Annotated in this window: 14 protein-coding genes; 7 read left to right on the top strand and 7 right to left on the bottom strand. The window is 74.3% G+C overall.

Annotated features, from left to right (window positions below; all coding sequences use genetic code 11):
• The first annotated feature begins 5 nt into the window (after window positions 1-5).
• A complete protein-coding gene (locus tag HD597_RS28600) occupies window positions 6-2,372 on the top strand; it encodes a hypothetical protein (RefSeq protein ID WP_253745948.1) in 2,367 nt (788 codons plus the stop codon).
• Here HD597_RS28600 and HD597_RS66000 read toward each other — a convergent pair.
• Window positions 2,292-3,455, bottom strand: coding sequence for a cytochrome P450 (locus tag HD597_RS66000; RefSeq protein WP_253745947.1), 1,164 nt, complete (start codon window positions 3,453-3,455; stop codon window positions 2,292-2,294). The genes HD597_RS28600 and HD597_RS66000 overlap by 81 nt on opposite strands.
• A gap of 106 nt (window positions 3,456-3,561) precedes the next feature.
• On the opposite strand from HD597_RS66000, the gene HD597_RS28590 reads away from it, so the two are divergent.
• From HD597_RS28590 to HD597_RS28575, 4 genes are all read left to right on the top strand, one after another.
• Window positions 3,562-6,960, top strand: coding sequence for a phosphodiester glycosidase family protein (locus tag HD597_RS28590; RefSeq protein WP_253745946.1), 3,399 nt, complete (start codon window positions 3,562-3,564; stop codon window positions 6,958-6,960).
• Between the two features lie 99 nt (window positions 6,961-7,059).
• Window positions 7,060-8,205, top strand: coding sequence for an amidohydrolase family protein (locus HD597_RS28585; RefSeq protein WP_253745945.1), 1,146 nt, complete (start codon window positions 7,060-7,062; stop codon window positions 8,203-8,205).
• A 49-nt stretch (window positions 8,206-8,254) separates the two neighbouring features.
• Window positions 8,255-9,643, top strand: a complete 1,389-nt coding sequence (locus HD597_RS28580) for a M20 metallopeptidase family protein (RefSeq protein ID WP_253745944.1) — start codon at window positions 8,255-8,257, stop codon at window positions 9,641-9,643.
• 95 nt (window positions 9,644-9,738) lie between these two features.
• Complete coding sequence (locus HD597_RS28575) at window positions 9,739-12,549, top strand: glycoside hydrolase family 2 TIM barrel-domain containing protein (protein ID WP_253745943.1); 2,811 nt, start codon at window positions 9,739-9,741, stop codon at window positions 12,547-12,549.
• Window positions 12,550-12,762: 213 nt separating this feature from the next.
• Here HD597_RS28575 and tuf read toward each other — a convergent pair whose 3' ends face one another.
• Together tuf and HD597_RS28565 are read right to left on the bottom strand one after the other, a co-directional pair.
• Complete coding sequence (tuf, locus tag HD597_RS28570) at window positions 12,763-13,938, bottom strand: elongation factor Tu (protein WP_253745942.1); 1,176 nt, start codon at window positions 13,936-13,938, stop codon at window positions 12,763-12,765.
• 224 nt (window positions 13,939-14,162) lie between these two features.
• Window positions 14,163-15,458: a UDP-glucose dehydrogenase family protein gene (locus HD597_RS28565; protein ID WP_253745941.1), complete on the bottom strand. Its 1,296-nt coding sequence runs from the start codon at window positions 15,456-15,458 to the stop codon at window positions 14,163-14,165.
• 204 nt (window positions 15,459-15,662) lie between these two features.
• Between HD597_RS28565 and HD597_RS28560 the strand changes: the two genes are divergently transcribed.
• Together HD597_RS28560 and HD597_RS28555 are read left to right on the top strand one after the other, a co-directional pair.
• The gene (locus tag HD597_RS28560; protein ID WP_253745940.1) at window positions 15,663-17,528 is read left to right on the top strand and encodes a S9 family peptidase; all 1,866 of its coding nucleotides are present in this window, start codon (window positions 15,663-15,665) and stop codon (window positions 17,526-17,528) included.
• Between the two features lie 116 nt (window positions 17,529-17,644).
• Complete coding sequence (locus HD597_RS28555) at window positions 17,645-19,294, top strand: PucR family transcriptional regulator (RefSeq protein ID WP_253745939.1); 1,650 nt, start codon at window positions 17,645-17,647, stop codon at window positions 19,292-19,294.
• A gap of 25 nt (window positions 19,295-19,319) precedes the next feature.
• On the opposite strand, the gene menC is transcribed toward HD597_RS28555, so the two are convergent.
• The 4 genes from menC to HD597_RS28535 all read right to left on the bottom strand — a co-directional run bounded on the left by menC (window position 19,320) and on the right by HD597_RS28535 (window position 23,557).
• A complete protein-coding gene (menC, locus tag HD597_RS28550; protein WP_253745938.1) occupies window positions 19,320-20,420 on the bottom strand; it encodes an o-succinylbenzoate synthase in 1,101 nt (366 codons plus the stop codon).
• On the bottom strand, window positions 20,417-21,175 hold the full coding sequence (locus HD597_RS28545; protein ID WP_253759509.1) for a GNAT family N-acetyltransferase: 759 nt from the start codon (window positions 21,173-21,175) through the stop codon (window positions 20,417-20,419). The genes menC and HD597_RS28545 overlap by 4 nt, the downstream gene beginning before the upstream one ends.
• Window positions 21,176-21,323: 148 nt before the next feature.
• Complete coding sequence (locus tag HD597_RS28540; protein ID WP_253745937.1) at window positions 21,324-21,887, bottom strand: acyclic terpene utilization AtuA family protein; 564 nt, start codon at window positions 21,885-21,887, stop codon at window positions 21,324-21,326.
• Window positions 21,888-21,976: 89 nt separating this feature from the next.
• A complete protein-coding gene (locus HD597_RS28535; RefSeq protein ID WP_253745936.1) occupies window positions 21,977-23,557 on the bottom strand; it encodes a Na+/H+ antiporter in 1,581 nt (526 codons plus the stop codon).
• Window positions 23,558-23,726 lie beyond the last annotated feature (169 nt).

The following is a 23,726-nucleotide window of genomic DNA, read 5'->3' as shown; positions in this document are numbered from 1 at the left end:
CGACGGTGAGGTGGGTACTGCTGCTGCTGGTGGCCGCGGCGATGTGGTGGCCGAGCCCGGCCGCCGCCGTCGCCGGGGCGGGCCAGGACGCCGTGACCGGTCGGGGAGCCGGGGTGGGTGAGGGTGCCGGTGGGCGGGTGGCGTTCATCGGGGTGCCGGGGTTGTTGTGGGACGATCTCGATCCGCGTGACACGCCGCGGCTGTGGGAGCTGGCCGGGCAGAGCGGGCTCGGGTCCCTGTCGGTCAAGGCCGTCGGCACCGTGACCTGCCCGTACGACGGGTGGCTGAGCGTCTCGTCGGGGGTGCGCGCGGCCGTGGGGCGGCGCTGCGGGCTCTCGCCCGAGCCGGTCGTCCGGGGACGGGGCGCGGTCGTGCCCGGGATGGGCGAGCTGCACGCCACCCGTGACGGCGCCAGCGCGGGGACTCTCGGCGCCGCCGTGCACGCCGCCGGTCACTGCACGGCCGCCGTCGGCAGGGGCTCGGCGCTCGCGCTGGCCGACAGGGAGGGCGAGGTCGACCTGTACGCCGCCACGCCCGCCGAGCTGAGCGACTGGTCGCGCTGCCGGGTGCTGGCCGTGGACGTGGCCGCGCTCATCGAGCCGTACCTGGTGGACGGCAGGCTGCCGCAGGAGCCCGAGGCGCTGACGCCCGGGCGGCGGCGCGACCTGGCCCGCCAGGCCGACGCCGAGGTCGGCGCCGCGCTGGACCGGCTGCCCGCCGGCACCGAGATCGTGCTGGCCGGCATCGGCGACCACGGCTCCACGCCGCACCTGCGCGTGGCCCTCTGGAAGCGCGCCGGCACTGCAACGCCCGGTGCCACGACGCCCGGCACTGCGACGCCCGGCACTGCAACGCCCGGTGCCACGACGCCCGGCACTGCGACGCCCGGCACTGCGGCGCCCGGTGCCACGACGCCCGGCAGCAGCGGCTCCGGCGCCATCCCGGCCGCGCGCGCCGAGGGCGTTTCCCCCGGTGACGCGGGCGTGCGTTCCGGTGCCGGTGCGGGGGTGCGGGATGGTGGTGGGGAGGTGGTGGGGCCGCGGATCGGGGGGAACTCGGCGCGGCGGGACGACATCGTGCTGCTGCCCGACGTCACCCCCACCGTCCTGACCGCCGCCGGCATCCCCACGCCGCCGAACGTGATCGGGCTGCCGTGGCGGCTCGGCGAGCCGATCAGCTCGGCCGATCTCGTGCGGGCCGACCTGGCCGGGACCACCGTGCGCGGGATGACCGGCTACTTCTTCACCGGTTTCGCCACCCTCACGGTCGCCTTCTACGTCCTGTCCTACTTCCTGCTCTCGCGCCGCAGGAGGCTCGGTTTCGTCGGCGTGGCCGCCATCGCGATGGCCTGCGTGCCCGTCTCGACGTACGTGGTCAACCTGCTGCCGTGGGACCACAGCCCGTCGATCCCCCCGACCCTGATCGGCTGCGTGCTGGCCGTGACGGCGGTGCTCAGCGCGATCGCCCTGCTGGGCCCGTGGCGGCGCGACCCGCTCGGCCCGCCGGCGGTGGTCTGCGTGATCAACTTCGCGGTGCTCGTGGGTGACCTGCTGACCGGGACGAACCTGCAGTTCAACGCGCTCATGGGATACACCGCCGTGGTCGGCGGGCGGTACTACGGGCTGGCGAACATCCCGTTCGCACTGCTGGCCACGTCCGTGCTCATGGGCGCCGCCGTGGCCGCCGAGCATCTGGTGCGCGCCGGGCGCAGGCGCCTGGCCGTGGCCGTGGTGACCGGTCTCGGCGTGGTCGCGACGCTGCTGGCCGGCTGGCCGGGCGTGGGCAGCGACTTCGGCGGCGTGATCGCGTTCGCGCCCGGGATCGCCGTGACCGCGCTGCTGGTGGCGGGCAAGAAGGTGTCGGTGCTGAAGCTGGCCGGGTTCAGCATGCTGGGCGGGGTGGCCGTGTCGGTGATCGCCGTGCTGGACTGGCTGCGGCCGCCGCAGTCGCAGACGCACCTGGGCAGGTTCGTGGGGCAGGTGCTCGACGGGACGTTCTGGCCCATGATCGGCCGCAAGCTGGGCGCCATGTTGCACACGCTGCTCTCGCCTAACCTCATGCCGATCGTGCTGGCCGGGCTGGTGTTCCTGGTGTTCGCGGTGCTGCGGCCCGGGCAGGTGAGCGCGGGCCTGGTGCCCCGGGCGTTCGCGCGGGCGCCCATGCTGCGGGCCGGGCTGGTCGGCGCGCTGGCCAGCGGCGTCGTCGGCATGCTGGTCAACGACTCCGGCACGGCTGTGCTTTCCATGGCGGTGGCGCTGGCCGTGCCGCTGGTGCTGCACGCCGGGGTGCGCCTACCAGCCGAGGAGGAGCCGCTCGGGCGCGCGGTGGATGAGCGTGGCCGCCATGACGACGTCCTGGCGGGCGAGGTGTAGGCCGGGCAGCTCGCGGACGAGCAGCTCCAGGGTGATCGTGAGCTGCTCGCGGGCCAGCAGCGAGCCCGGGCAGCCGTGCACGCCGTGCCCGAACGACAGGTGCCGCACCGGCTCCCGGGTGATGTCGAACGTGTCCGGCCGCTCGAACACCGTCGCGTCCCGCCCCGCCGAGCCGAACGACACGAACACCGTGTCGCCCTCGGCCAGCTTCGTCCCGGACAGCGTGAGCGGCCGGGTGACGGTGCGGCGGAAGCCCTGCACCGGCGCCTCGTACCTGGCCGCCTCCTCGATCGCGGCCGGGACGAGCTCGGGCCGCGCGCACAGCAGCTCCCACTGGCGGCGGTCGAGCAGCAGGTGGTGCACGGTGCTGCCGAGCAGCGCCGTCGTGGTGAGGTGGCCGGCCAGCATGAGGTTCTCGGCGTTGGAGACGATCTCGTCGCGGTCGTCCAGGCCGCGGGCCAGCTCGCCGGTGAGGGTCCGGGCCGTGCCCGAGGCTTGGGCGTGGGCGTCCAGCAGGCGGCGCAGCGCGGCCACCTCGCGGGCGGCGGCGACCTGCTCGTCCTCGGGCATGGGGGTGAACAGCAGGTCCTCGGCGCGGTGCCCGGCCCGGACGGCGGCGGGGACGTCGGCCGGGTCCAGGCCCAGCAGGTGGCCGATGACGATGGCGGGCAGCGGCCTGGCGTAGGCGGCCATCCACTCCACCTGGCCGGCCTTGGCGAACGAGCCGATGAGCCCGGCCGCCGTGTCCCGCACGAACGGGAGCGCGGCCGTCACCCTGGCCGGTGACAGGCCCCTGGTCAGCGGCCTGCGGTAGCGGGCGTGGGCCGCGCCGTCGGTGCTCAGCACCACGGGGGCGCCGCCGGGGACGCCCGCCAGCTCGGCGAACGCGCGCGGGCCCGGCAGCACGTCGGGGCGGAGCGCGCCCCGGGAGGAGAAGTCGCCCGGCCTGCTCAGCACCTCGCGCACGTCGGCGTACCGGGCCACCAGCCAGGCGTCCAGCTCCTCCACGAAGGTCAGGCCGGCGGCCGCGCGGGCCCTGGCGTAGACGGGATGGGGGCCGCGGTAGAGCGCCTCTCGATCCACGTCCTCCATCCTGAAACGCGAGGCAGGAGGCGTACAAGATCTGAAATTTTCTTTTAGTTCACTCTTTGGTCTTGAAAGTTATATCCACGGGCGATTGAGTTCGGTCGTGCAGACCCTCCGATTGCTGGCCGCCGCCGCGCTCGTGTTAGGCCCTGTGGCCCTCAGCGCGCCCGCGCAGGCCGATCCCACTCCTCCCGCAGAGGACGCGCTGGAGACGGCGTCGTCCTACCAGGCCTCCTCCACGTTGCTCGCCCCCACCGCCGCGGCGCCGCAACGGCTGGAGACCGCCAAGAAGACCCGGCCGGTGGCGCCGGGCATCTCGCTGACCTCGTTCGACACCTATGACGCGCTCGGCTGGCTGCGCGCCGACGCCGTCACCGCCGACCTCGGCGGCGCGAAGGCGGACTACGTCTTCTCCGGCGAGGTGTCGAAGACCGAGCCGCTGTCCGGGCCCGCCAAGCGCTCGCGCGCCGTCGCGGCCGTCAACGGCGACTTCTTCGACATCAACAACTCCGGCGCCGCACAGGGCATCGGCGTGCAGGACGGCACGCTGGTCCAGTCGCCGGTCGCCGGCCACGAGAACGCCGTCGCGGTCACCGGCGACGGGGTCGGCCGCGTGCTGAAGATGTACTTCGAGGGCACCGCCACCCCGTCGGGCGGCGCGCCGGTCAAGCTCACCCAGTTCAACCAGATCATCCAGCGGGACGGCGTGGGCCTGTTCACGCCGCTGTGGGGCTCCTACACCCGGGCCCGCGCGGTCGAGGGCGCGGCGTCCGTCGCCGAGGTCGTGCTGGTGGACGGGGTCGTCTCCGAGGTACGCGCCTCCGCCGGCACCGGCCCGATCCCCGCCGGCACCACGATCCTGCTCGGCCGGGACGCCGGGGCCGCCGCCCTGTCCGCGCTCGAGCCCGGCGACAAGGTGGACGTGGCCTACCAGCCCAAGCCCTCCGACGGCAGCCCGGTGAAGGCCGCCGTGGGCGGCAACCAGGTGCTGGTCAAGGACGGCGTCCTGCAGAACTCGACCGACCCGGCCGCGCACCCGCGCACCGCCGTCGGCTTCTCGGCGGACGGCAGGAAGATGTACCTGCTGACCGTGGACGGCCGCCAGGCCGACAGCCGCGGCGTCACGCTGAACGAGCTGGCCGCGATGATGCAGGACCTCGGCGCCGCCAACGCGCTCAACCTCGACGGCGGCGGCTCCTCCACCATGCTGGCCCGCGAGCCGGGCTCCGCCGACGTGCAGGTGGAGAACAGCCCTTCCGACGGCGGCGAGCGCCACGTGCCCAACGGCCTGGCGCTCTACGCGCCCGAGGGCAGCGGCAGGCTGAAGGGCTTCTGGCTGGAGACCGCGACCGACCCCGCCAAGGCGCCCGGCGTCGGGCCCGTCGCCGGTGGCCGCCCCGAGCGGGTCTTCCCCGGCCTGACCAGGCGGCTGACCGCCGCCGGCTACGACGAGACGTACGGCCCCGCCGCCGGCACCCCGTCCTGGCGGGCGAACCCGGCCGTGCACGGCGTCATCCGCGACGGGAAGTTCCACGCCCTCGTGCCGGGCACCACCACCGTCACCGCCTCGCGGGGCAAGGCCAGGGGCACCGTCGAGCTGACCGTGCTGCAGCCGCTGGAGCGGCTCGGCGCCACCGCCGACCGCCTCGGCATGGCCGGTGAGGGCGGCACCGCCACGTTCGGCGTGGTCGGCTACGACCGCAACGGCAACTCCGCGCCCATCGAGCCCGGCGACCTCACGCTCGACTACGACGAGAACCTGTTCGAGGTCACCGCGGCCGAGCACGGCTCCTTCACCGTCAAGGCCAGGCAGGCCACCGGCTCCGGCCTGATCACCGCCAAGGTCGGCAGGATCAGCACCGCGGTGCCGGTGACGGTCGGGTTCGAGTCCAAGCCGGTCGCCGACTTCGAGGACGCCTCCAGGTGGACCTTCGCCGCCGCCCGCGCCACCGGCTCCCTGTCGGCCGCGCCGGGGCAGAGCGGGGGCGGGCTCAAGCTGTCGTACGACTTCACCACCTCCACCGCCACCCGGGCCGCGTACGCCAGCCCGCCCCAGCAGATCGTGGTCGAGGGGCAGCCGCAGGCGTTCGGGCTGTGGATCAACTCCACCGGCAAGGGCGAGTGGCCGAGCCTGGAGTTCTACGACGCGCTCGGGCAGTCGCAGATCCTGCGCGGCCCGTACCTGACGTGGACCGGCTGGAAGTACGTCGAGTTCACCGTGCCGCCGGGCGTCAACTACCCGCTCAAGCTGCGGCGCTTCTACGTGGCCGAGACGAAGGCCGACGTGAGGTACACCAACGAGATCCTCATCGACGGGCTGGTCGCCAAGGTGCCGCCGTCGGTCTCGGCCCCGGCGGTGCCCAGGAAGGCCGACCCCGTGGTCAGGAGCGAGGTCTCCAGGATGCCGTGGCGGTTCGCGGTCATGTCGGACGCGCAGTTCGTGGCCAGGAACCCGGACAGCGACCTGGTGAGGAACGCGCGCCGCACCCTCCAGGAGATCAAGGCGGCCGGGCCGGACTTCCTGGTGATCAACGGCGACCTGGTGGACGAGGCGTCGCCGGAGGACTTCGCGCTGGCGAAGAAGATCCTCGACGAAGAGCTCGGCGGAACGGTGAAATATCACTACATCCCGGGCAACCATGAGGTCATGGGCGGCAAGATCGACAACTTCAAGGCCGTCTTCGGGGACACGTACCAGACCTTCGACCACAAGGGCACCCGCTTCATCACCCTGGACACCTCCCGCCTGACCCTCAGGGGCGGCGGCTACGACCAGGTGGCGCAACTGCGGTCCCTGCTGGACTCGGCGGCGAAGGACGGCTCGATCGGGTCCGTCGCCGTCCTGTTCCACGTGCCGCCGCGCGACCCCACGCCCGGCAAGGGCAGCCAGCTCGGCGACCGCAAGGAGGCCGCGCTCGTCGAGGGCTGGCTGGCCGACTTCCAGCGCAGCACCGGCAAGGGCGCCGCGTTCATCGGCGCGCACGTCGGGACCTTCCACGCCGAGCACGTGGACGCGGTGCCGTACTTCATCAACGGCAACTCCGGCAAGAACCCCGCCACCGCCCCCGAGGACGGCGGGTTCACCGGCTGGTCGCTGTGGGGCGTGGACCCCGTGACGCGGGCCGAGGCCGAGCACGTCAAGCGGAACTGGTTCGCCGACGCGCCCGACTGGATCGGCACGCAGGTGCGGCCGCACGTGGACGAGCTCACGCTCACCGCCCCGGCCACGGTCGCGGTCGGCGCGCCCGCCCCGGTGACGGCGGCGCTCGCGCAGGCCGGCCGTACGGTGCCCGCCGCCTACCCGGTGTCGGTCACCTGGTCCGGCTCGCCGAACCTGCACGTCGGCGCCCGCACGTCCGCCAAGCCCTGGCACGTCGCCGTGCTCGACCCCGGGTCCGGCACGCTGACGGCGCTGCGGCCGGGACAGGTGACGGTGGCCGTCACCGTCAGCGGCGTCACCAAGCAGGCCCAGGTGGCGCTGACCGCCAAGGCGGCCGCCTGACGATCGCGGCGAGGGCCCCGCGGGACGGTGATCGTCCCGCGGGGCCCTTCGCGTGTCCGCTCCCGGGGCCGCGGGTACGACAGCGGGGGAGGTTCGCCGATGACCATGGAGTTCGACCTCGTGCCCGCCGGGCTGGCCCGCGCCATCGAGGAGCTGCCGCTGGTCGACCACCACACGCACGGGGCGGTGGCGCGAGACCTGTCGCGCACGGCGTTCGAGGAGATGATCAGCGAGTCCGACCGGCCCGTGCCGGGCTGGACGACGCCGTTCGACTCCCAGCTCGGCTTCGCCGTCCTGCGTCACTGCGCGCCCGTGCTCGGGCTCGACCCCTTCTGCGCGCCCGAGGAGTACCTCGCCAGGCGGGCCAGGCTCGGCGCCGACGAGGTCAACCGGCTGCTGCTCGGCGCCGCCGGGCTCGGGCACCTGCTCGTCGAGACCGGCTACCGGGGCGAGGAACTGCTCGGGCCCTCGGGCATGGCGCAGGCCTGCGGGGCGCCCGCCGACGAGGTGGTGCGCCTGGAGAGCGTGGCCGAGCAGGTGGCCGCCACCGGGTGCGCGGCCGGCGCGTTCGCCGGGCGGTTCGCCGAGGCGCTGGGCGAGCGTACGCGGACGGCGCGCGGCCTCAAGAGCGTGGCCGCCTACCGGTGCGGGCTCGACTTCGACCCCGCGCCCCCGTCACGGACGGAGGTCGCCGAGGCCGCCGGGCGGTGGCTGGACGGCGGGGGCGGGCGGCTGTCGGACCCCGTGCTGGTGCGCCACCTCATCTGGGAGGGGCTGGAGCTGGGCCTGCCTCTGCAGTTCCACGCCGGCTTCGGGGATCCGGACCTGGACCTGCGGCGGGCCGACCCGCTGCTGCTGCGCGGGCTGATCGAGCTGGCCGAGCCGACCGGGGTGCCGCTGCTGCTGCTGCACTGCTACCCGTACCAGCGGCACGCGGGGTTCCTGGCGCAGGCGTACCCGAACGTCTTCTTCGACGTGGGGCTCGGCGTCAACTACACGGGGGCGCGCAGCGCGGCGCTGGTGGCCGAGAGCCTGGAGGTGGTGCCGTTCGCGAAGCTGCTCTACTCCTCCGACGCGTGGGGGCCGGCCGAGCTGCACCACCTGGGGTCGGTGTTGTGGCGGCGGGCGATGGCGCGGGTGCTGGGCGGGTTCGTGGCGGACGGCGAGTGGTCGGTGGCTCAGGCGGTGCGGGTGGCCACCATGGTGGGGGTGGAGAACGCGCGGCGGGTTTACGGGCTGGGCTGAAAGGTGATTTCGGGGCTTGAGCGCCGCCGCAGGGGGCAGCGTTAGGGATTTGGGCCGGTTCGACGGGTTCGACCGGGGGAAGCTGTTGCGGTTTGGGGGGTTCATGGCGGGGACGTTCGTCGACGGTCGCAAGGTGGGCGTGGAGGTGGCGTTGCGGGCGGCGCTGCGCCGCGAGCTGCCCGCCGCGGTGGCGCTGCGGCGGGAGCTGCACGCCGTGCCGTGCGTGTCGGGAGAGGAGGGGCCGACGCTGCGGCGGGTGCTCGCGGCGTTGCCCGGCGGCGTGGTCGAGCACGTGGCGGGCACGGGCGCGGTGCTGCGGGTCGGCGGGCCGGGGCCGGCGGTGGGAGTGCGGGGCGAGCTGGACGCGCTGCCGATCGAGGAGCGCACCGGCGTGCCCTGGGCCGGCGTCAACGGCGCCATGCACGCCTGCGGGCACGACGTGCACCTGGCCGCCGTGGTCGCGCTCGCCCGCGCCGTCGCGGACGTCACCGCCGGGGACGTCCCCGTCGCCACCCCCTCCGATCCCCTCGCAGGTCCCGGGGCGGCCGGCGCGGGCGTGGTGGAGGCCGTCGAAGCCGACGGAACCGTGGAGGCGGCGGAGGGCGTGGCCGGGCTCGTGCCGCTGCTCGCCGTGTTGCAGCCGCGCGAGGAGAGCTTTCCCTCCGGCGCGCTCGACGTCGTCGCCTCCGGCGTGCTCGGCCGGCACGACGTGCGGGCCATGATCGGCGCGCACGTGCAGCCCGTGCTGCCGGAAGGCACGATCGCCTGCGCCCCCGGCCCGGTGAACGCCGCCTCCGACGAGTTCAGGGTGACCGTCAAGGGAGGCGAGGGGCATGCCGCGTACCCGCATCTCACCCGCGACCCCGTGCTCGCCATGGCGCAGGTGATCGTGGCGGCGCAGCAGCTCGTCAGCCGCGTCGCCGACCCGATGGCGCCGACGGTGGTGACGTTCGGCACGGTGAACGCGGGCAGCGCGCCCAACGCCGTCCCTGGCGAGGCGGTGGCGCGGGGCACGCTCAGGACCATGTCGCAGGAGTGGCGCGGGCGGCTGCACCGCAGGTTCAAGCAGGTCGCCGAGGACACGGCCAGGGCGTACGGATGCAACGCCGTGGTCGAGATCCTGCCCGGCGAGCCGGTCCTGATCAACGACCGGCCGCTGGCCGCCAGGACGGGGGAGCGGCTGCGGGAGCTCGGGTGGGCGGTCAACGACGAGCTGCGCTCGTGCGGGGCCGACGACTTCGCCCGGTACGGCGACGTGGCGGCGTCGCTGATGATGTTCGTGGGCGTGGACACCGAGAGCGGCCTGCACAGCCCCGCCTTCCTGCCCGGCGACGCCGCCGTGGGCGCGGTCGCGGAGGCGCTGCTGGCGGGCTACCTGGCCGCCTCGTCGAGCACGGCGGCCATCCGGCCCTGCCGCCATCGGGCGCCCGGGGGCTGACGCGCCGCCTCCCGGACCGGGGAGGCGTCCCCGTACCGGACGGACATCGACCCCATCGCTGACTGAATCGCCCCGAACCTCTAGGCTCGGCGGAGATGGACCTCGAAACTTTCTCCCCCGCTTCCGGCCGGCTCGAACCCAGGGCGGCGCTGCGCTCCGACGCTCCCTCCCTCGACCTCAACGGCACGTGGCGCTTCCGCCTCTCACCCACCGCCGGCGTCCCCGACGACTTCGCCGGCCCCGACTACGACGACGCGGGCTGGGACGACCTCCCGGTCCCGTCGCACTGGGTCCTGGAGGGGCACGGCGCCCCCGCCTACACTAACGTCTCCTTCCCCATCCCCATCGACCCGCCGCACGTCCCCGACGAGAACCCGACCGGCGACTACCGCCGCGCCTTCGACCTGCCCGAGGGCTGGACGGGCGGGCGGCTGCGGTTCGAGGGGGTGGAGTCGTTCGCCCGGATCTGGCTCAACGGGCACGAGCTGGGCTTCACGACCGGCAGCCGGCTGCCCGCCGAGTACGACGCCGCCCCGTACCTGCGCCCCGGCCGCAACGTGCTGGCCGTGCGCGTGCACCAGTGGTCGGCCGCCACGTACCTGGAGGACCAGGACATGTGGTGGCTGCCCGGCATCTTCCGCGACGTCACGCTCACCCGGTCCACCGCCGACGTCTTCGTCCGCGCCTCCTACCAGGACGGCCGCGGCACGCTGAGCTTCGAGGGCGCCGGCACGCTCAGCGTCCCCGAGCTCGGCATCGACGCCCTGGAGCCCGGCGCCGAGATCACCGTCGACGTGGAGCCGTGGACGGCGGAGACCCCGCGCCTGTACGAGGCCGTGGTGACCTGCCCCGGCGAGACGGTGCGCGTGCGCGTCGGCTTCCGCACGATCTCCATCGTGGACGGCGTGCTGATGGCCAACGGCCGCCCGCTGCTGCTCAAGGGCGTCAACCGGCACGAGTTCCATCCGGAGCGCGGGCGGGCGGTGCCGTACGAGACGATGCGCGAGGACGTGCTGCTCATGAAGCGGCACAACGTCAACGCCGTCAGGACCAGCCACTACCCGCCCCACCCGGACTTCCTCGACCTGTGCGACGAGCTGGGCCTGTGGGTGATCGACGAGTGCGACCTGGAGACCCACGGCTTCGGCCAGGTCGGCTGGCGCGCCAACCCCACCGACGACCCCCGCTACGCCGACGCGCTGCTCGACCGCATGCGCCGCATGGTCGAGCGGGACAAGAACCACCCCAGCATCATCATGTGGTCCCTCGGCAACGAGGCCGGCGTCGGCCGCAACCTGGGCGTCATGGCCGCCTGGACGCGCGAGCGCGACCCGTCCAGGCCGCTGCACTACGAGGGCGACCGCTCGTGCGAGCACACGGACGTCTACTCCCGCATGTACGCCTCCCACGCCGAGGTCGAGGCCATCGGCCGGCGCGAGGAGGACCCGCTCGACGACCCCGAGCTGGACGCGCGGCGGCGGGCGATGCCGTTCATGCAGTGCGAGTACGCGCACGCCATGGGCAACGGGCCCGGCGGGCTGGCCGAGTACCAGGAGCTGTTCGAGCGGTATCCGCGGCTGGCCGGCGGGTTCATCTGGGAGTGGATCGATCACGGGCTGGCGCATCCCGAGCACGAGTACGCCTACGGCGGCGACTACGGCGAGCCGGTGCACGACGGGAACTTCGTCATCGACGGGCTCGTGTTCCCCGATCGCACGCCCTCGCCCGGGCTGCTCGACCTGAAGAAGGTGTTCGAGCCGGTCCGCTTCGAGTTCGGCGACGGGGTGGTGCGGGTCGCCAACCACCACGGCTACACGGATCTGTCGCACCTGCGGTTCACGGCCACCGTGCAGGCCGAGGGGGAGACGGTCGCCGAGTACCCGCTCGACGTGCCGGTGGCGGGCGGCGAGTGCAAGCTGCCCGAGGTGGCGGCCGGGCCGGCCGGCGAGCGCTGGCTCACGGTACGCGCGGTGCTGGCCGAGGACCTGCCGTGGGCGCCGGCGGGGCACGAGGTGGCCTGGGGGCAGGCGCTGCTGGCGCGGCACGAGCCATGGGAGCACGTGGCGACCGTGGCTTTCACGCGTGACGGCGTGCGCGCCGGCGCCTGGGACGGCGCTCGCGACGGTGGCGAGCTGACCGTCGGCGAGTGCGCGTTCGACGCGGCGACCGGGCGGCTGGTCCGGCTGTTCGGCACACAGGTGGAGGGGCCCAGGCTGGACCTGTGGCGGGCCCCGACCGACAACGACCGGGCCGCCGGCCTCGAGGCTCGCTGGCGCGGGCTCGGCCTGCACCGGCTCACCCACCGGGTGGACGACATCTCGACCGGCGACGGGCTGACCGTGCGGACCCGGGTCGCGCCGGCGGACACCGACCTCGGCATGGTGGCGACGTACCGGTGGAGCTTCGACGGCGGGCTGCGGCTGCTGCTGGACATCGAGCCGGAGGGCGGCTGGCGCGACCCGATCCCGCGGCTCGGGGTCACGATGTCGCTGCCGGGCCCGGCGGTGGACCGGGTGACCTGGTTCGGGCTCGGGCCGGGCGAGGTTTACCCGGACACGGGCATGGCCGCCCGGGTGGGGCGGTGGTCGGCCACGGTCGAGTCGATGCAGACGCCGTACGTGTACCCGCAGGAGAACGGGCACCGCGCCGACGTGCGGTGGGCCGAGCTGGGCGGCTTCCGGGTGTCGGGCGAGCCGGTGTTCGGGCTGACCGTGCGGCGGTGGAGCGCCCTGGAGCTGGCCGATGCCCGCCACCGGCCCGATCTGGTGGCGGGGGAGCGGGCGTACGTCCACCTGGACCTCGCCCACCAGGGCATCGGCACGGCCACCTGCGGTCCCGGCCCGCTGCCGGCGTACGACCTGATGGCCCGCCGCGCCACCCTCCGCGTCCGCTTCGACCGGCCCTGACGACGGCGAAGGCGGGCCTTCACCGGCGATGCTCCGCGCGGGGCCCTGCCCTGCCGCGGCACCCGCCCCGCTCCACGCGGCGCGCGCGCCGCGACCGGGCGGTGCGGCCCGGGGCGCAGCGCGCGCGTGCGCGGCCGGGCGGTGCGGCCCGGGACGGCGCCCGGACGGCGCCCGGGGTGGTGCGGGACCGGGGCCGGTCCCGCACCGTGGGGGTCAGGCGTCCGGGACGGTGAGGACCGTGCCCGCGCCGACCGTGAGGCCGCCCTCGCGGATGGCGAAGCCGAGCCCCGGCTCGACCGCGACGGCCTTGCCCAGCTCGACCGTCACCTCCACCGTCTCCCCCGGCAGGGCGCCGGAGCCGTCCGGCAGGACGAGCTCGCCCGGCACGTCCGTCGTCCGCAGGTAGAACTGCGGCCGGTACCCCGACGTGACGGGCCGCCGCCGCCCGCCCTCCTCCGGCGTCAGGAGGTAGATGCGGGCGGTGAAGCGCCCGCGGGCGTGCTGGGTGCCGGGCGCCGCCAGCACCATGCCCCGCCGCACCTGCTCGCGGCGCACCCCCCGCAGCAGCACGGCGGCGTTGTCGCCGGCCTCGCCCCGCTCCATCGTCTTGCCGAACGTCTCCACGCCCGTCACGACGGCGGAGAACCCGTCACCGAACCCGACCACCTCGACCGCGTCGCCGACGCGCACCGTGCCCCGCTCGATGGCCCCGGTGACGACCGTGCCGCGGCCGGTGACCGTCAGCACGTTCTCGACCGGCATCAGGAACGGCGCGTCCACGTACCGCACGGGCACGGGGATGTGCGTGTCCACCGCGTCGAGCAGCGCCTCGACGGACGCCGTCCAGACCGGGTCGCCCTCCAGCGCCCGCAGCCCGGACACCCGGACCATCGGGACGCCGTGGTAGCCGTGCTCGGACAGCAGCTCCTGCAGCTCCAGCTCGACCAGGTCGGTCAGCTCCGGGTCGGCGCCGTCGGCCTTGTTGACGGCCACGACCAGGTGCTCGACGCCGACCCGCTTGGCGAGCAGCACGTGCTCCTTGGTCTGCGGCATGATGCCGTCGTGCGCGGACACGACGAGGATCGCGCCGTCGAGCTGCGCCGCCCCCGTGATCATGTTCTTCACGTAGTCGGCGTGCCCCGGCATGTCCACGTGCGCGTAGTGGCGGGTGGCGGTCTCGTACTCGACGTGCGAGATGTTGATCGTGATCCCCCTGGACGCCTCCTCCGGCGTCCGGTCGATCCGCTCGAACGGCGTGTACGTGGCCTGCCCGCGCTGCGCCAGCACCTTGGTGATGGCCGCGGTCAGCGTGGTCTTGCCGTGGTCGACGTGCCCCATCGTGCCGATGTTGAGATGCGGCTTGTTGCGTACGTAGGCCTGCTTGGCCATGGGTTCCCTTTCCCAGAACCTGGATCCGTGGTGACCCGTCAGGGTCGTCGACCTCCCCCCGCCGGGTCACTCTCGGAGCTAACGGGAAGAGGTCAGCGCTCCAGGCCGTCGCACGCGAACGAGCCCGGCAGCGATGCTGCGGGAGTCGCGAGGCGCGCGTACGGGAACATGAGGAACATAGTGCGGGCATCAGCGCCGCACCGCAACGGATTATTCCGCGAGGGCTACGGCCTGCCGACGCCCATGTACGTGTAGCCGAGCGCGCGCATCCCGGCCGGGTCCAGCAGGTTGCGGCCGTCGAAGAGCACCGGCCGCCGCATCGCCGCGGCCGCCCGCGCCCAGTCGACCTCCTTGAGCTGCGGCCACTCGGTCACCACGACCGCCGCGTCGGCGCCCGCCATGGCCTCCTCGGGCGTGGCGTGCCGGGTCGTCGAGACCCACGGCTCCACCTCGCCCGGCCGGGCCATCGGGTCCCAGCAGCGCACCTCGGCTCCCTCGGCCAGCAGCCGGGAGGCCAGCACGGTGCTGGTCGCCTCGCGCATGTCGTCGGTGCCCGGCTTGAACGTCAGCCCGAGCAGCGCGACCCGCATGCCGGCCAGCGTGCCCAACTCGTCCTTCAGCTGCTGGATCGCCCGGCGCTTCTGCAGGTTGTTGACCTCGATCACGGCCGACAGGAGCTGCAGGTGGTAGCCGGTGTTGCTGGCGAGCTGCCGCAGCGCCTCGGAGTCCTTCGGGAAGCAGGAGCCGCCCCAGCCGATGCCGGGCCGCAGGAAGTGGGGGCCGAGGCGGTGGTCGAGGCCGACGGCGCGGGCCACCTCCTCGACGTCGGCGCCGGTCTTCTCGCACAGCGTGGCGATCTCGTTGATGAAGCTGATCTTGGTGGCGAGCAGCGCGTTGGAGGCGAGCTTGACCATCTCGGCCGAGCGCACGTCCATCACGACGACCGGGCCTTCCACGCCGTGGTGCAGGTCGGTGATGAGCTGCGCCGTGGCCTCGTCGCTCGCGCCGATGACGATGCGGTCGGGCCGCATGAAGTCGGTGACCGCGCGGCCCTCGGCGGTGAACTCCGGGTTGGCGGCGTACCCGACGTGGGCCAGGCCCGCCGCGTCGAGCGCGGCCCGCACCCGGGCGCCGGTGCCGACCGGCACGGTCGACTTGACCACCACCGCCTTGAGGTGCGTGGCGCCCTCCAGCGACTTGACCACCGACCAGATCCGGGACAGGTCCGCGTCGCCGGAGGCCGAGGGCGGCGTGTCCACGCACACGTACGCGATCTCGGCGCCGTCGAGCGTCTCCCCGAGGTCCAGCGTGAAGGTCAGCCGCTCCTTGTTCCTGGCGATCATGTCGCCCAGGCCCGGCTCGTAGATCGGCACGTCGCCGGAGCGAAGCAGGGCGACCTTCTCGGGGTCGATGTCCCGGACCACCACCCGGTGCCCCAGCTCGGCGAGGCAGGCACCGGTCACCAGACCGATGTACCCGGCACCGAACACGGCCACCTGCCGTTCCGGCTTGCCAACCATCGTTGACCGTCCAATCTCGCGAACGCCGCCACAGGGCGGGCCCGCTGCTCGGGAAGTGAGGTGCCGAAACCGGCGGAGGATCATCACACCTTAACGTCCTCCCCAACATTGTCCTCGACCCGGTTGGCGCGTGGCACAACGCGGGCCCCGCTGTTCGTCGGGCAGACCGAAGCAGACCGGGTGACGATGCCCTACCGTGCGGATATGCCACGCATCGGTCTCGACGACGTCCACCGTTTCGCCGTGCCCTCCGATCCCGCGCTGCGCCCCGACGGCGGCGCGGTCGCGTACACGCTCACCACCACCGACCGGGAGGCCGACGAGAACCGCGCGGAGGTCTGGCTCGCCGCCCCCGAGGCCGAGCCGCGCCGCCTGGCCGGGGGCAGCGCGCCCCGGTGGTCGCCCGACGGGCGCACGCTGGCGTTCCTGCGGCCGGTGGACGGCAGGCCGCAGCTCCACCTGCTGCCCATGGACGGCGGCGAGCCGTACGCGCTGACGCGGGCCCCGCTCGGCGCCGGGCCCGCGCGCTGGTCGCCGGACGGCACCCGGATCGCCTACGCGGGACCGGCCGGCCCGGAGCCCGATCCGAACGCGCCCGTCGTCACCGACCGGCTCGGCTACAAGGCCGACGGGGCCGGGCTGCTGCGCGGGGTCACCACGCACCTGTTCGTGGTGGACGTCGCCTCGGGGGAGAGCGCCCAGGTCACCGAGGGCGACTTCCACGCGGGCGAGCCGTCCTGGTCGCCGGACGGGACGCGGCTGGCGTTCGCGGCCGACCTGGACGCCGACCGCGACCTGCGGCCGGGCGGCGCCGCGTACACCGTCCCGGTCTCCGGGGGCGAGCCCGAGCGCCTGACCGGCCCGGAGCTGCTCTGCGGCGGCGTGTGGTGGCTCGGCGAGCGGCTGGTCGCCGCCGCGCTCAAGGGCGGCCCCGTCGGGCACGTCCGCCTGTACGAGCTCGGCCCCGGCGGGGCGGCCGAGATCGAGACCGGCCTGGACCGCAACGTGATGACCGGCCACCCCGGCTACCCCGGCGCCTCCCCGGCCCTGCTCGGCGACGACCTGGTGTTCTGCGCGCGCGACGGCGGCTGCACGCACCTCTACCGCATCCCCGGCGGCGAGCTCGCCACCAAGATCGTGCCCGAGGAGGTCAGCGTCGCCGGCGCGAGCACCGCTGCCGGGCGCGTCGCGTACGTGGCCGCGACCCCGCACAGTGCCGGCGAGATCTACCTGCTGGAGCCCGGCGAGCCGGCCGCGCGGCGGCTCACCGCCCACGCCCTCGGCGACCTCGACCTGTACGTGCCGCAACGCCGCACGTTCACCGCCCCCGACGGCACCCTCATCGAGGGCTTCGTCTGGCGTGACGAGAGCGCCGCCACCCCTGGGCCGCTCCTGCTCGACGTCCACGGCGGCCCGCACAACGCCTGGGCCCCCGTGCTCGACGGCTTCCGCGTCTACCGCCAGATCCTGGCCGCCCGCGGCTGGACCGTGCTGGCGATCAACCCCCGCGCCAGCGACGGCTACGGCGAGTCCTTCTACACCGCCGCCGTGGGCGCCTGGGGGCTGGCCGACACGCAGGACTTCCTCGCCGCCGTGGACGCCCTGGTCGCCGAGGGGATCGCCGACCCCGGGCGGCTGGCGGTCACCGGCTACAGCTACGGCGGCTACATGACCTGCTGGCTGACCGGCACCACGGACCGGTTCAGGGCGGCCGTGGCCGGCGGCGCCGTCACCGACCTGACCAGCATGAGCGGCACCTCCGACATGGGGCTCGCGCTCAAGGAGCACGAGTGCCCCGGCGACCTGGCCGCCCAGTCGCCGCTCACCCACGTGGGCCGGGTCACCGCGCCCACCCTCCTCCTGCACGGCGAGAGCGACGACCGCTGCCCCATCGGCCAGTCCGAGCAGTGGTTCGCCGCGCTGCGGGAGCGGCGGGTGCCCGTGACGCTCGTGCGCTACCCGGGGGCGAGCCACCTGTTCCAGGGCGGCGGCCGGCCCTCGCACCGGCACGACTACAACGACAGGATGATCGCGTGGCTGGAGCAGTGGGTGGGCGGCCCGGAGAGCTGATCTCCGGCGACGGGGCGCCCGGTGGCGGTGCCGGCGCGACTGCCTGAGGGCGCTCGCGCGGCCCCCAAAGGTCCGGCCGGAACGGACGTGCCGCGGGCGTGGACTATCTTGATGGCATGAGGGACCGCCCGCGCGCCAGCCTCGGGCGGATCATCCACGACCTCGGCACGACCGTCCTCGACGTGGCCGCCTCACCCGGTCACCTCGACGCCGAGGTGACCGGCGTGCACGTCTACGATCCCCTCGACGAGCTGATCGTGCCCGCGGGCGCGATCCTGCTCGCGGTCGGCGTCCAGGGCGCCGCCGACATCTGCGGGCTGCTCGCCCGGGCCCCGCACGCGGCGGGCGTCGTGGTGAAGCTGCCGGTGGACGTGGACGAACGGGTGCGCGCCGCGGTGCTGGAGAGCGGCGTCGCCGTGCTCGGCCTGACCCGGGCCGCCTCCTGGGCGCAGGTGGCGGCGCTGCTGCGCTCGCTGCTGGCCGAGGGCGAGCTGGCCGAGCCCGGCGAGAGCGCCCACGGCGACCTGTTCTCGCTGGCCAACGCCGTCTGCGCGCTGCTCGACGCGCCCGTCACGATCGAGGACAGGTCCTCCCGGGTGCTGGCCTACTCGGGGCGGCAGGACGAGGCCGACCAGGGGCGCGTCGAGACCGTGCTCGGCCGCCAGGTGCCCGAGCGCTACCTGCGCCTGCTCGACGAGCGGGGCGTCTTCAAGCGGCTCTACCAGAGCCAGGACCCGATCCACATCGAGCTCGACGACGGCAGCCCGCTCAACCGGGAGGCCGTGGCGGTGCGGGCGGGCGACGAGATCCTCGGCTCGATCTGGGTGGCCGTGCGCGACCCGCTCAGCGCGCAGCGGCGGCGCGCGCTCGCCGACGCCGCCAAGATCGTGGCGCTGCGGCTGCTGCACGAGCGGGCAGGTGCCGACACCCAGCGGCGGCTGCGCGCCGACCTGCTGTCCACGGTGCTGGCCGGCGGCGCCGGCGCCGCCGAGGCGGCCGGCCGCCTCGGCATCGCGACCGCCCGCCTGTGCGTCCTGGCCGCCCAGCTCACGGGCAGCCCGCACGGCGTCACCGCCCGGAGCGCCGCCGCGAGCGTGGCCGAACAGGTCGCCGATCACGCCGCGGAGAGCGCCCGCGCCGAGAGCGAGCGGCAGCGCTTCTGCGACGCGCTCGCGCTGCACGTCGCCGCCATCCACCCGAAGGCCGCCGCGGCGCTGGCCGGCTCGGTCGCGTACGCGGTGCTGCCGCTGACACCCGGCGGCGACGAGGAGGCCAGGGCCGTGCGCGTGGCCGAGAGCTTCCTGGCCAGGGTCGGCCCCCGGCACGCCGCCAACATCGGCGTCGGCCGCCTCGCGCTCAGCCTCGCCCAGGTCGCCAGGTCACGCGCCGACGCCGACCGCGCCCTGCGGGTCCTGCGCACCCGCGGCGTGTCCGGGCAGGTCGCCGGATACGCCGCGGTGCACTTCGAGTCGCTGCTGCTCCAGGTCGCCGACGTGGCCGCCGCCGAGGAGCAGGCGCCCACCGGCCCCTACCGGCGGCTGCTCGACCACGACGCCGAGCACGGCACCGAGCTGGCCGCCACGCTGGAGGCCTACCTCGACGCGTTCGGCGACGTGAGCGTGGCCGCCGCCCGCGTCCACGTGCACCCCAACACCTTCCGCTACCGGCTCAGGCGCCTGGCCGAGATCGGCGGCCTCGACCTCGGCGACCCCGACGCCCGCCTCACCGTGCAGCTCCAGCTGCGGATCTTCGGCCGGCGAGACTAGGGCCGCCGGCCGCGGCGCCCCGGGATCAGAGGGTGATCCACTCCGTGGACGTCGTCACCTCGTCCAGCACCGACGGGATCGGCTCGACCCCGAGCCCCGGCCCCGTGGGCACCTCCAGGTGGCCGTCCACCAGCTCGAACGGCTCGGTGATGTCGGTGGCGAAGTAGCGGCGCGAGCCGGAGGTGTCGCCGGGCAGGGTGAAGCCGGGCAGGGCGGCCAGCGCCACGTTCGCCGCCCGGCCGAGGCCCGTCTCCAGCATGCCGCCGCACCACACGGCCACGCCACTGGCCCGGCACAGGTCGTGGATGCGCCGCGCCTCCAGGTAGCCGCCGATCCGGCCCGGCTTGATGTTGATGATCGAGCAGGAGCCGAGCGCGATCGCGGCGGCGGCGTGCTCGGCCGACTCGATCGACTCGTCCAGGCAGATCGGCGTCCTGAGCCGCTGCGCCAGCCTGGCGTGCTGGACCAGGTCGTCGTTGGCCAGCGGCTGCTCGATCAGCAGCAGGTCGAACGCGTCCAGCTTGGCCAGCCGGGGGGCCTCGGTGAGCGAGTAGGCGGCGTTCGCGTCCACCTGGAGCAGCACGTCGTCGCCGAACCGCTCGCGCACGGCGCGGACCGGCTCGACGTCCCAGCCGGGCTCGATCTTCAGCTTGATCCGCACGTACCCCTCGTCCAGGTACCCGGCGACGGCGTCGAGGAGCTGCGGGACCGAGTCCATGATGCCGACCGAGACCCCGCACGGCACCCGTGTCCTGGCCGCGCCGAGGAAGCGGCCGAACGACTCGCCCGCCGCCCTGAGCTGCGCGTCGAGCACCGCCGTCTCCAGCGCCGCCTTGGCCATGCGGTGGCCCTTGATCGGCTCCAGGGCGCGGGCGACGTCGTTCGCGCCGAGGTTCTTCGGCAGCGCGGGCAGCAGGAACCGGCGGATCACCTCGGCGGCGCCGTCCACGTACTCGGGGGAGTAGAGCGGCTCGGACATGGCCACGCACTCGCCCCAGCCCTCCGCGTCGGGCGTCACGACCCGCACCAGCAGGACGTCCCTGGCGGTCTCGGTGCCGAACGAGGTGCGGAACGGCGCCACCAGCGGCATCGCGATCCGGCGCAGCTCAACTCCAGTGATCTTCACGCTTTCTCCACTACGTAGTACCGCTTCCCGGAGAACCCCGTGACCGCGTGGCCCTCCGCCATCAGACCCCCGAGCACCTCGCGTACGGCGTGCCGCCACGCCTTGCCCGCGCCCGGGTCGGCCCGGCGCAGCCCCTCGATGTCCTCGGGGACCGCGACCAGCACCGTGCGCCGGTCGTCGCCCACCGGCGCGGCCACCGGCCGCCCGTCCTCGTCGGCCAGCGCCACCATCGCGTCCCCGGGGTCCGGCTGATCGTACGGCTCCCGGCGTGCCTGCGTCTCCACGTGCGGCGCGGTCAGCGCCCACGAGGCGAGCAGCCGGTCCGACTCGTCGCCCTGGTTGATCGCGTCGTCCAGGACGCCGTAGAAACACGGCAGGTACTCCACCGGCCTGGCGCCCAGCTTGGCCAGGTTGAAGTGCGCGTTGCGGCGCACCAGGGGATCGTAGGTCCAGGTGATGCGCTCCAGCCCGCGCTCCAGCGCCCAGCGGCGCTGGTGCAGCTTCAGGTCGAGGCCGGCGCCGCGCCGGGTCGCGCCCGTGACGTGCGAGTGCAGCGTGCGGTCCGCCGCGAGGAAGGCCACCGAGGCGCCGACGAGCACGTCGCCGTCGAAGGCGCCGGCGACGTAGCCGCCCGCGTGCGACAGCGCCCGCATCAGCTCGATCGTGATGGGCGGCGCGCCGGGGCCGAAATGCCAGATGTCGTCGAACAGCGCGTCGACACGCTCGAGCTCCACCATCTCGTGGAGTTCCCTCACCTCGATCAACGATCCACCCCTTCGTCACCACGATCCCCTGCGACGGTATGCCATCGCGGGCCGTGCGGATTCGTCGTGGACCACCAAGAGGGCGAGCCTTTTCGTCGCACCGCCCCACCACACCGGGCCGGCGGTCAGCGGGGGGCGGTCAGCGGGCGGCGGTCAGCGGGGCGGTCAGGGCGATGCGGATGCGGCTGGGCGCCTCCTGGCTCAGCCGCACCGACTCCAGCGGCACCGTGACCTCGGGCGTGCGGTAGCGGCCGCCCGCGAAGCGATCGGCGAGGTCGGCGCGGACCGCCGCCGCCGTCACGTCGCCGTCGAGCGAGCTGCGCCCGTCGCGCCAGATCTCCACCATGCACGGGCCCGGCTGCGCCGCCAGCGCCAGCCCCGCCACGGTCGCCCCCGCCAGGGCCCCGCGGTCGCGGCGCGTCCAGCCGTAGTGCCAGATGCCCGCCGCCACCACCGGCGCGGCCGGGCAGCCGCCCGGCGCGGTGCGGACCACGTCCATGCCCCGCGTCAGCAGCTCGGCGATCTCCTCCGCGCTGCGCGCGATCGGCTCGCCGACCTGGAGCCCGGGAAAGGGCGGCACGGGGCCGGGCAGGCCGTAGATGAGCTTGACGCCCGTCCCGAGAGGGCCGGGGCCGTCGTCGTGCCAGCCGCAGGCGATGACATCGACCGACTCGGGAGACCTCCACGTGCCGATACGCAGCATGTCTATTGACTACCCTTTGCCGCGAACCGTCACACACCGTTACACGCTTGAGGCTGCTGTGGTTGTGTCCTGAAGCGTTGACAAGCCCGTCATCGCAGGCTCCTGGCATCGAGCTGCCGCAGCACCCGCGACACCACCACCGGGTCCGCGCCCGGGTCGCGCCGCGCGTCCAGCACCACCTGCCTGGCGGCCGACATCATCTCGGCCTGCACCCGCCGCATCAGCCTGACCCGCCGCGCCCGCTGCTCGAACGCCTCCCGCCGCTCCTCGTCGGCCACCTCGGGGCTGATCCGCAGCCCGATGTCCAGCATCCGCCTGCTCAGCACCTCGACGACGTCCTCGGGCAGCTCCTCGGCCTCGTCGATCTCCCGCAGCCGCCGCCTGGCCGCCTTGGCGGCGGCGACGGCCAGCCGCTTCTCCAGCTCCCGCTCGGCCGCGGTGTCGGCCTCGACCCCGAGGCGCCTCACCAGCCACGGCAGCGTCAGCCCCTGCGCGATCAGCGTGGTCAGGATGACGGCGAACGCGATGAACACGATGACCGGGCGCTCGGGGAACGGCGTGCCGTCCGCCGTACGCAGCGGGATGGCCAGCGCGAGCGCCACCGACGCCACCCCGCGCATGCCCGCCCACCACATGACCACGGTCTCGCGCCAGCTCAGCGGGATCTCGGTGTCGTCGCCGCGGCCCACCCGCTTGGCCAGCCACGCGGCCGGCAGCAGCCACAGCAGCCGGACGAGCACCACGACGCCGACCACGACGGCGCTCCAGGCGAGCAGGGTGCCGAGCCGGCCGTGCACGGTGCCGAGCACGGCATGCAGCTCCAGCCCGATCAGCCCGAACGCCACCCCGGTCACGAGCGTGTCCACGACCTGCCAGAACGTCGTCGAGGCGAACCTGCCGAACACGTCGTCGGCCTCGAACATGCGGTCGCTCAGATAGAACGCGCTGGTCAGCACCGCCAGCACCCCGGAGCCGTGCCACTCGTCGGCCAGCGCGTACGCCGCGAACGGCACCAGCAGCGACAGCCCCACCTGCAGCGTCGCGTCGCCCAGCAGCGCCATCAGCCGCCCGCCCAGCCAGCCCAGCGCCAGCCCGACCAGCACCGCCACCACGGCCGACAGCACGAACTCGGCCAGCGCCCCCGGCCAGGAGAACGTGCCCGTCACCACGGCCGCGATCGCCACGTGGTAGAGCACGATCGCGGTCACATCGTTGAACAATCCTTCGCCTTCGAGCAGCGACACCATGCGCCGGGGCAGCCCCAGCCGGCCCGCCACCGCCGTGGCCGCGACCGGGTCGGGCGGCGCCACCAGCGCGCCCAGCGCCACGGCCGCCGCCAGCGGCAGCCCCGGCACGAGCACGTGCGCCGCCCCCGCCACGGCCGCCGTCGTCACGAACACCAGCGCCACGGCCAGCAGGAAGATCGGCTGCCAGTTGGCCGCGAACTGCCGCCACGAGGTGCGCTGCACGGCGGCGTACAGCAGCGGCGGCAGCAGCAGGGGCAGCACGATGCCGGGCGGGACGTCCACGTTCGGGACGAAGGGCAGGACGGCCAGCAGGATGCCCAGCAGCGTCATCAGCACCGGCGGCGGCAGGCCCAGCCGCTCGCCCAGTGGGACCGTGACCAGGGCGCCCAGCAGCACGAGCATGAGCAGCACGAACTGGTCCACGACGCCCCCCCGGTGATCGTCGGCACCAGCGTAACCGCGCCCCTGCCGGCAGGGGGCCGGAAACCCCGGTCAGCCCCGGTCGGCCTGGATCTTGGTGGTGAGCGCCACCCGCGAGCTGACGCCCAGCTCGCTCCAGCCGGCCGCGGGCCCGTCCCGTGGCGGTTTCATC

The organism is Nonomuraea thailandensis (assembly GCF_024172165.1).
GTDB classification, from domain to species: domain Bacteria; phylum Actinomycetota; class Actinomycetes; order Streptosporangiales; family Streptosporangiaceae; genus Nonomuraea; species Nonomuraea thailandensis.
This window is presented reverse-complemented; position numbering and strand designations above follow the sequence as displayed.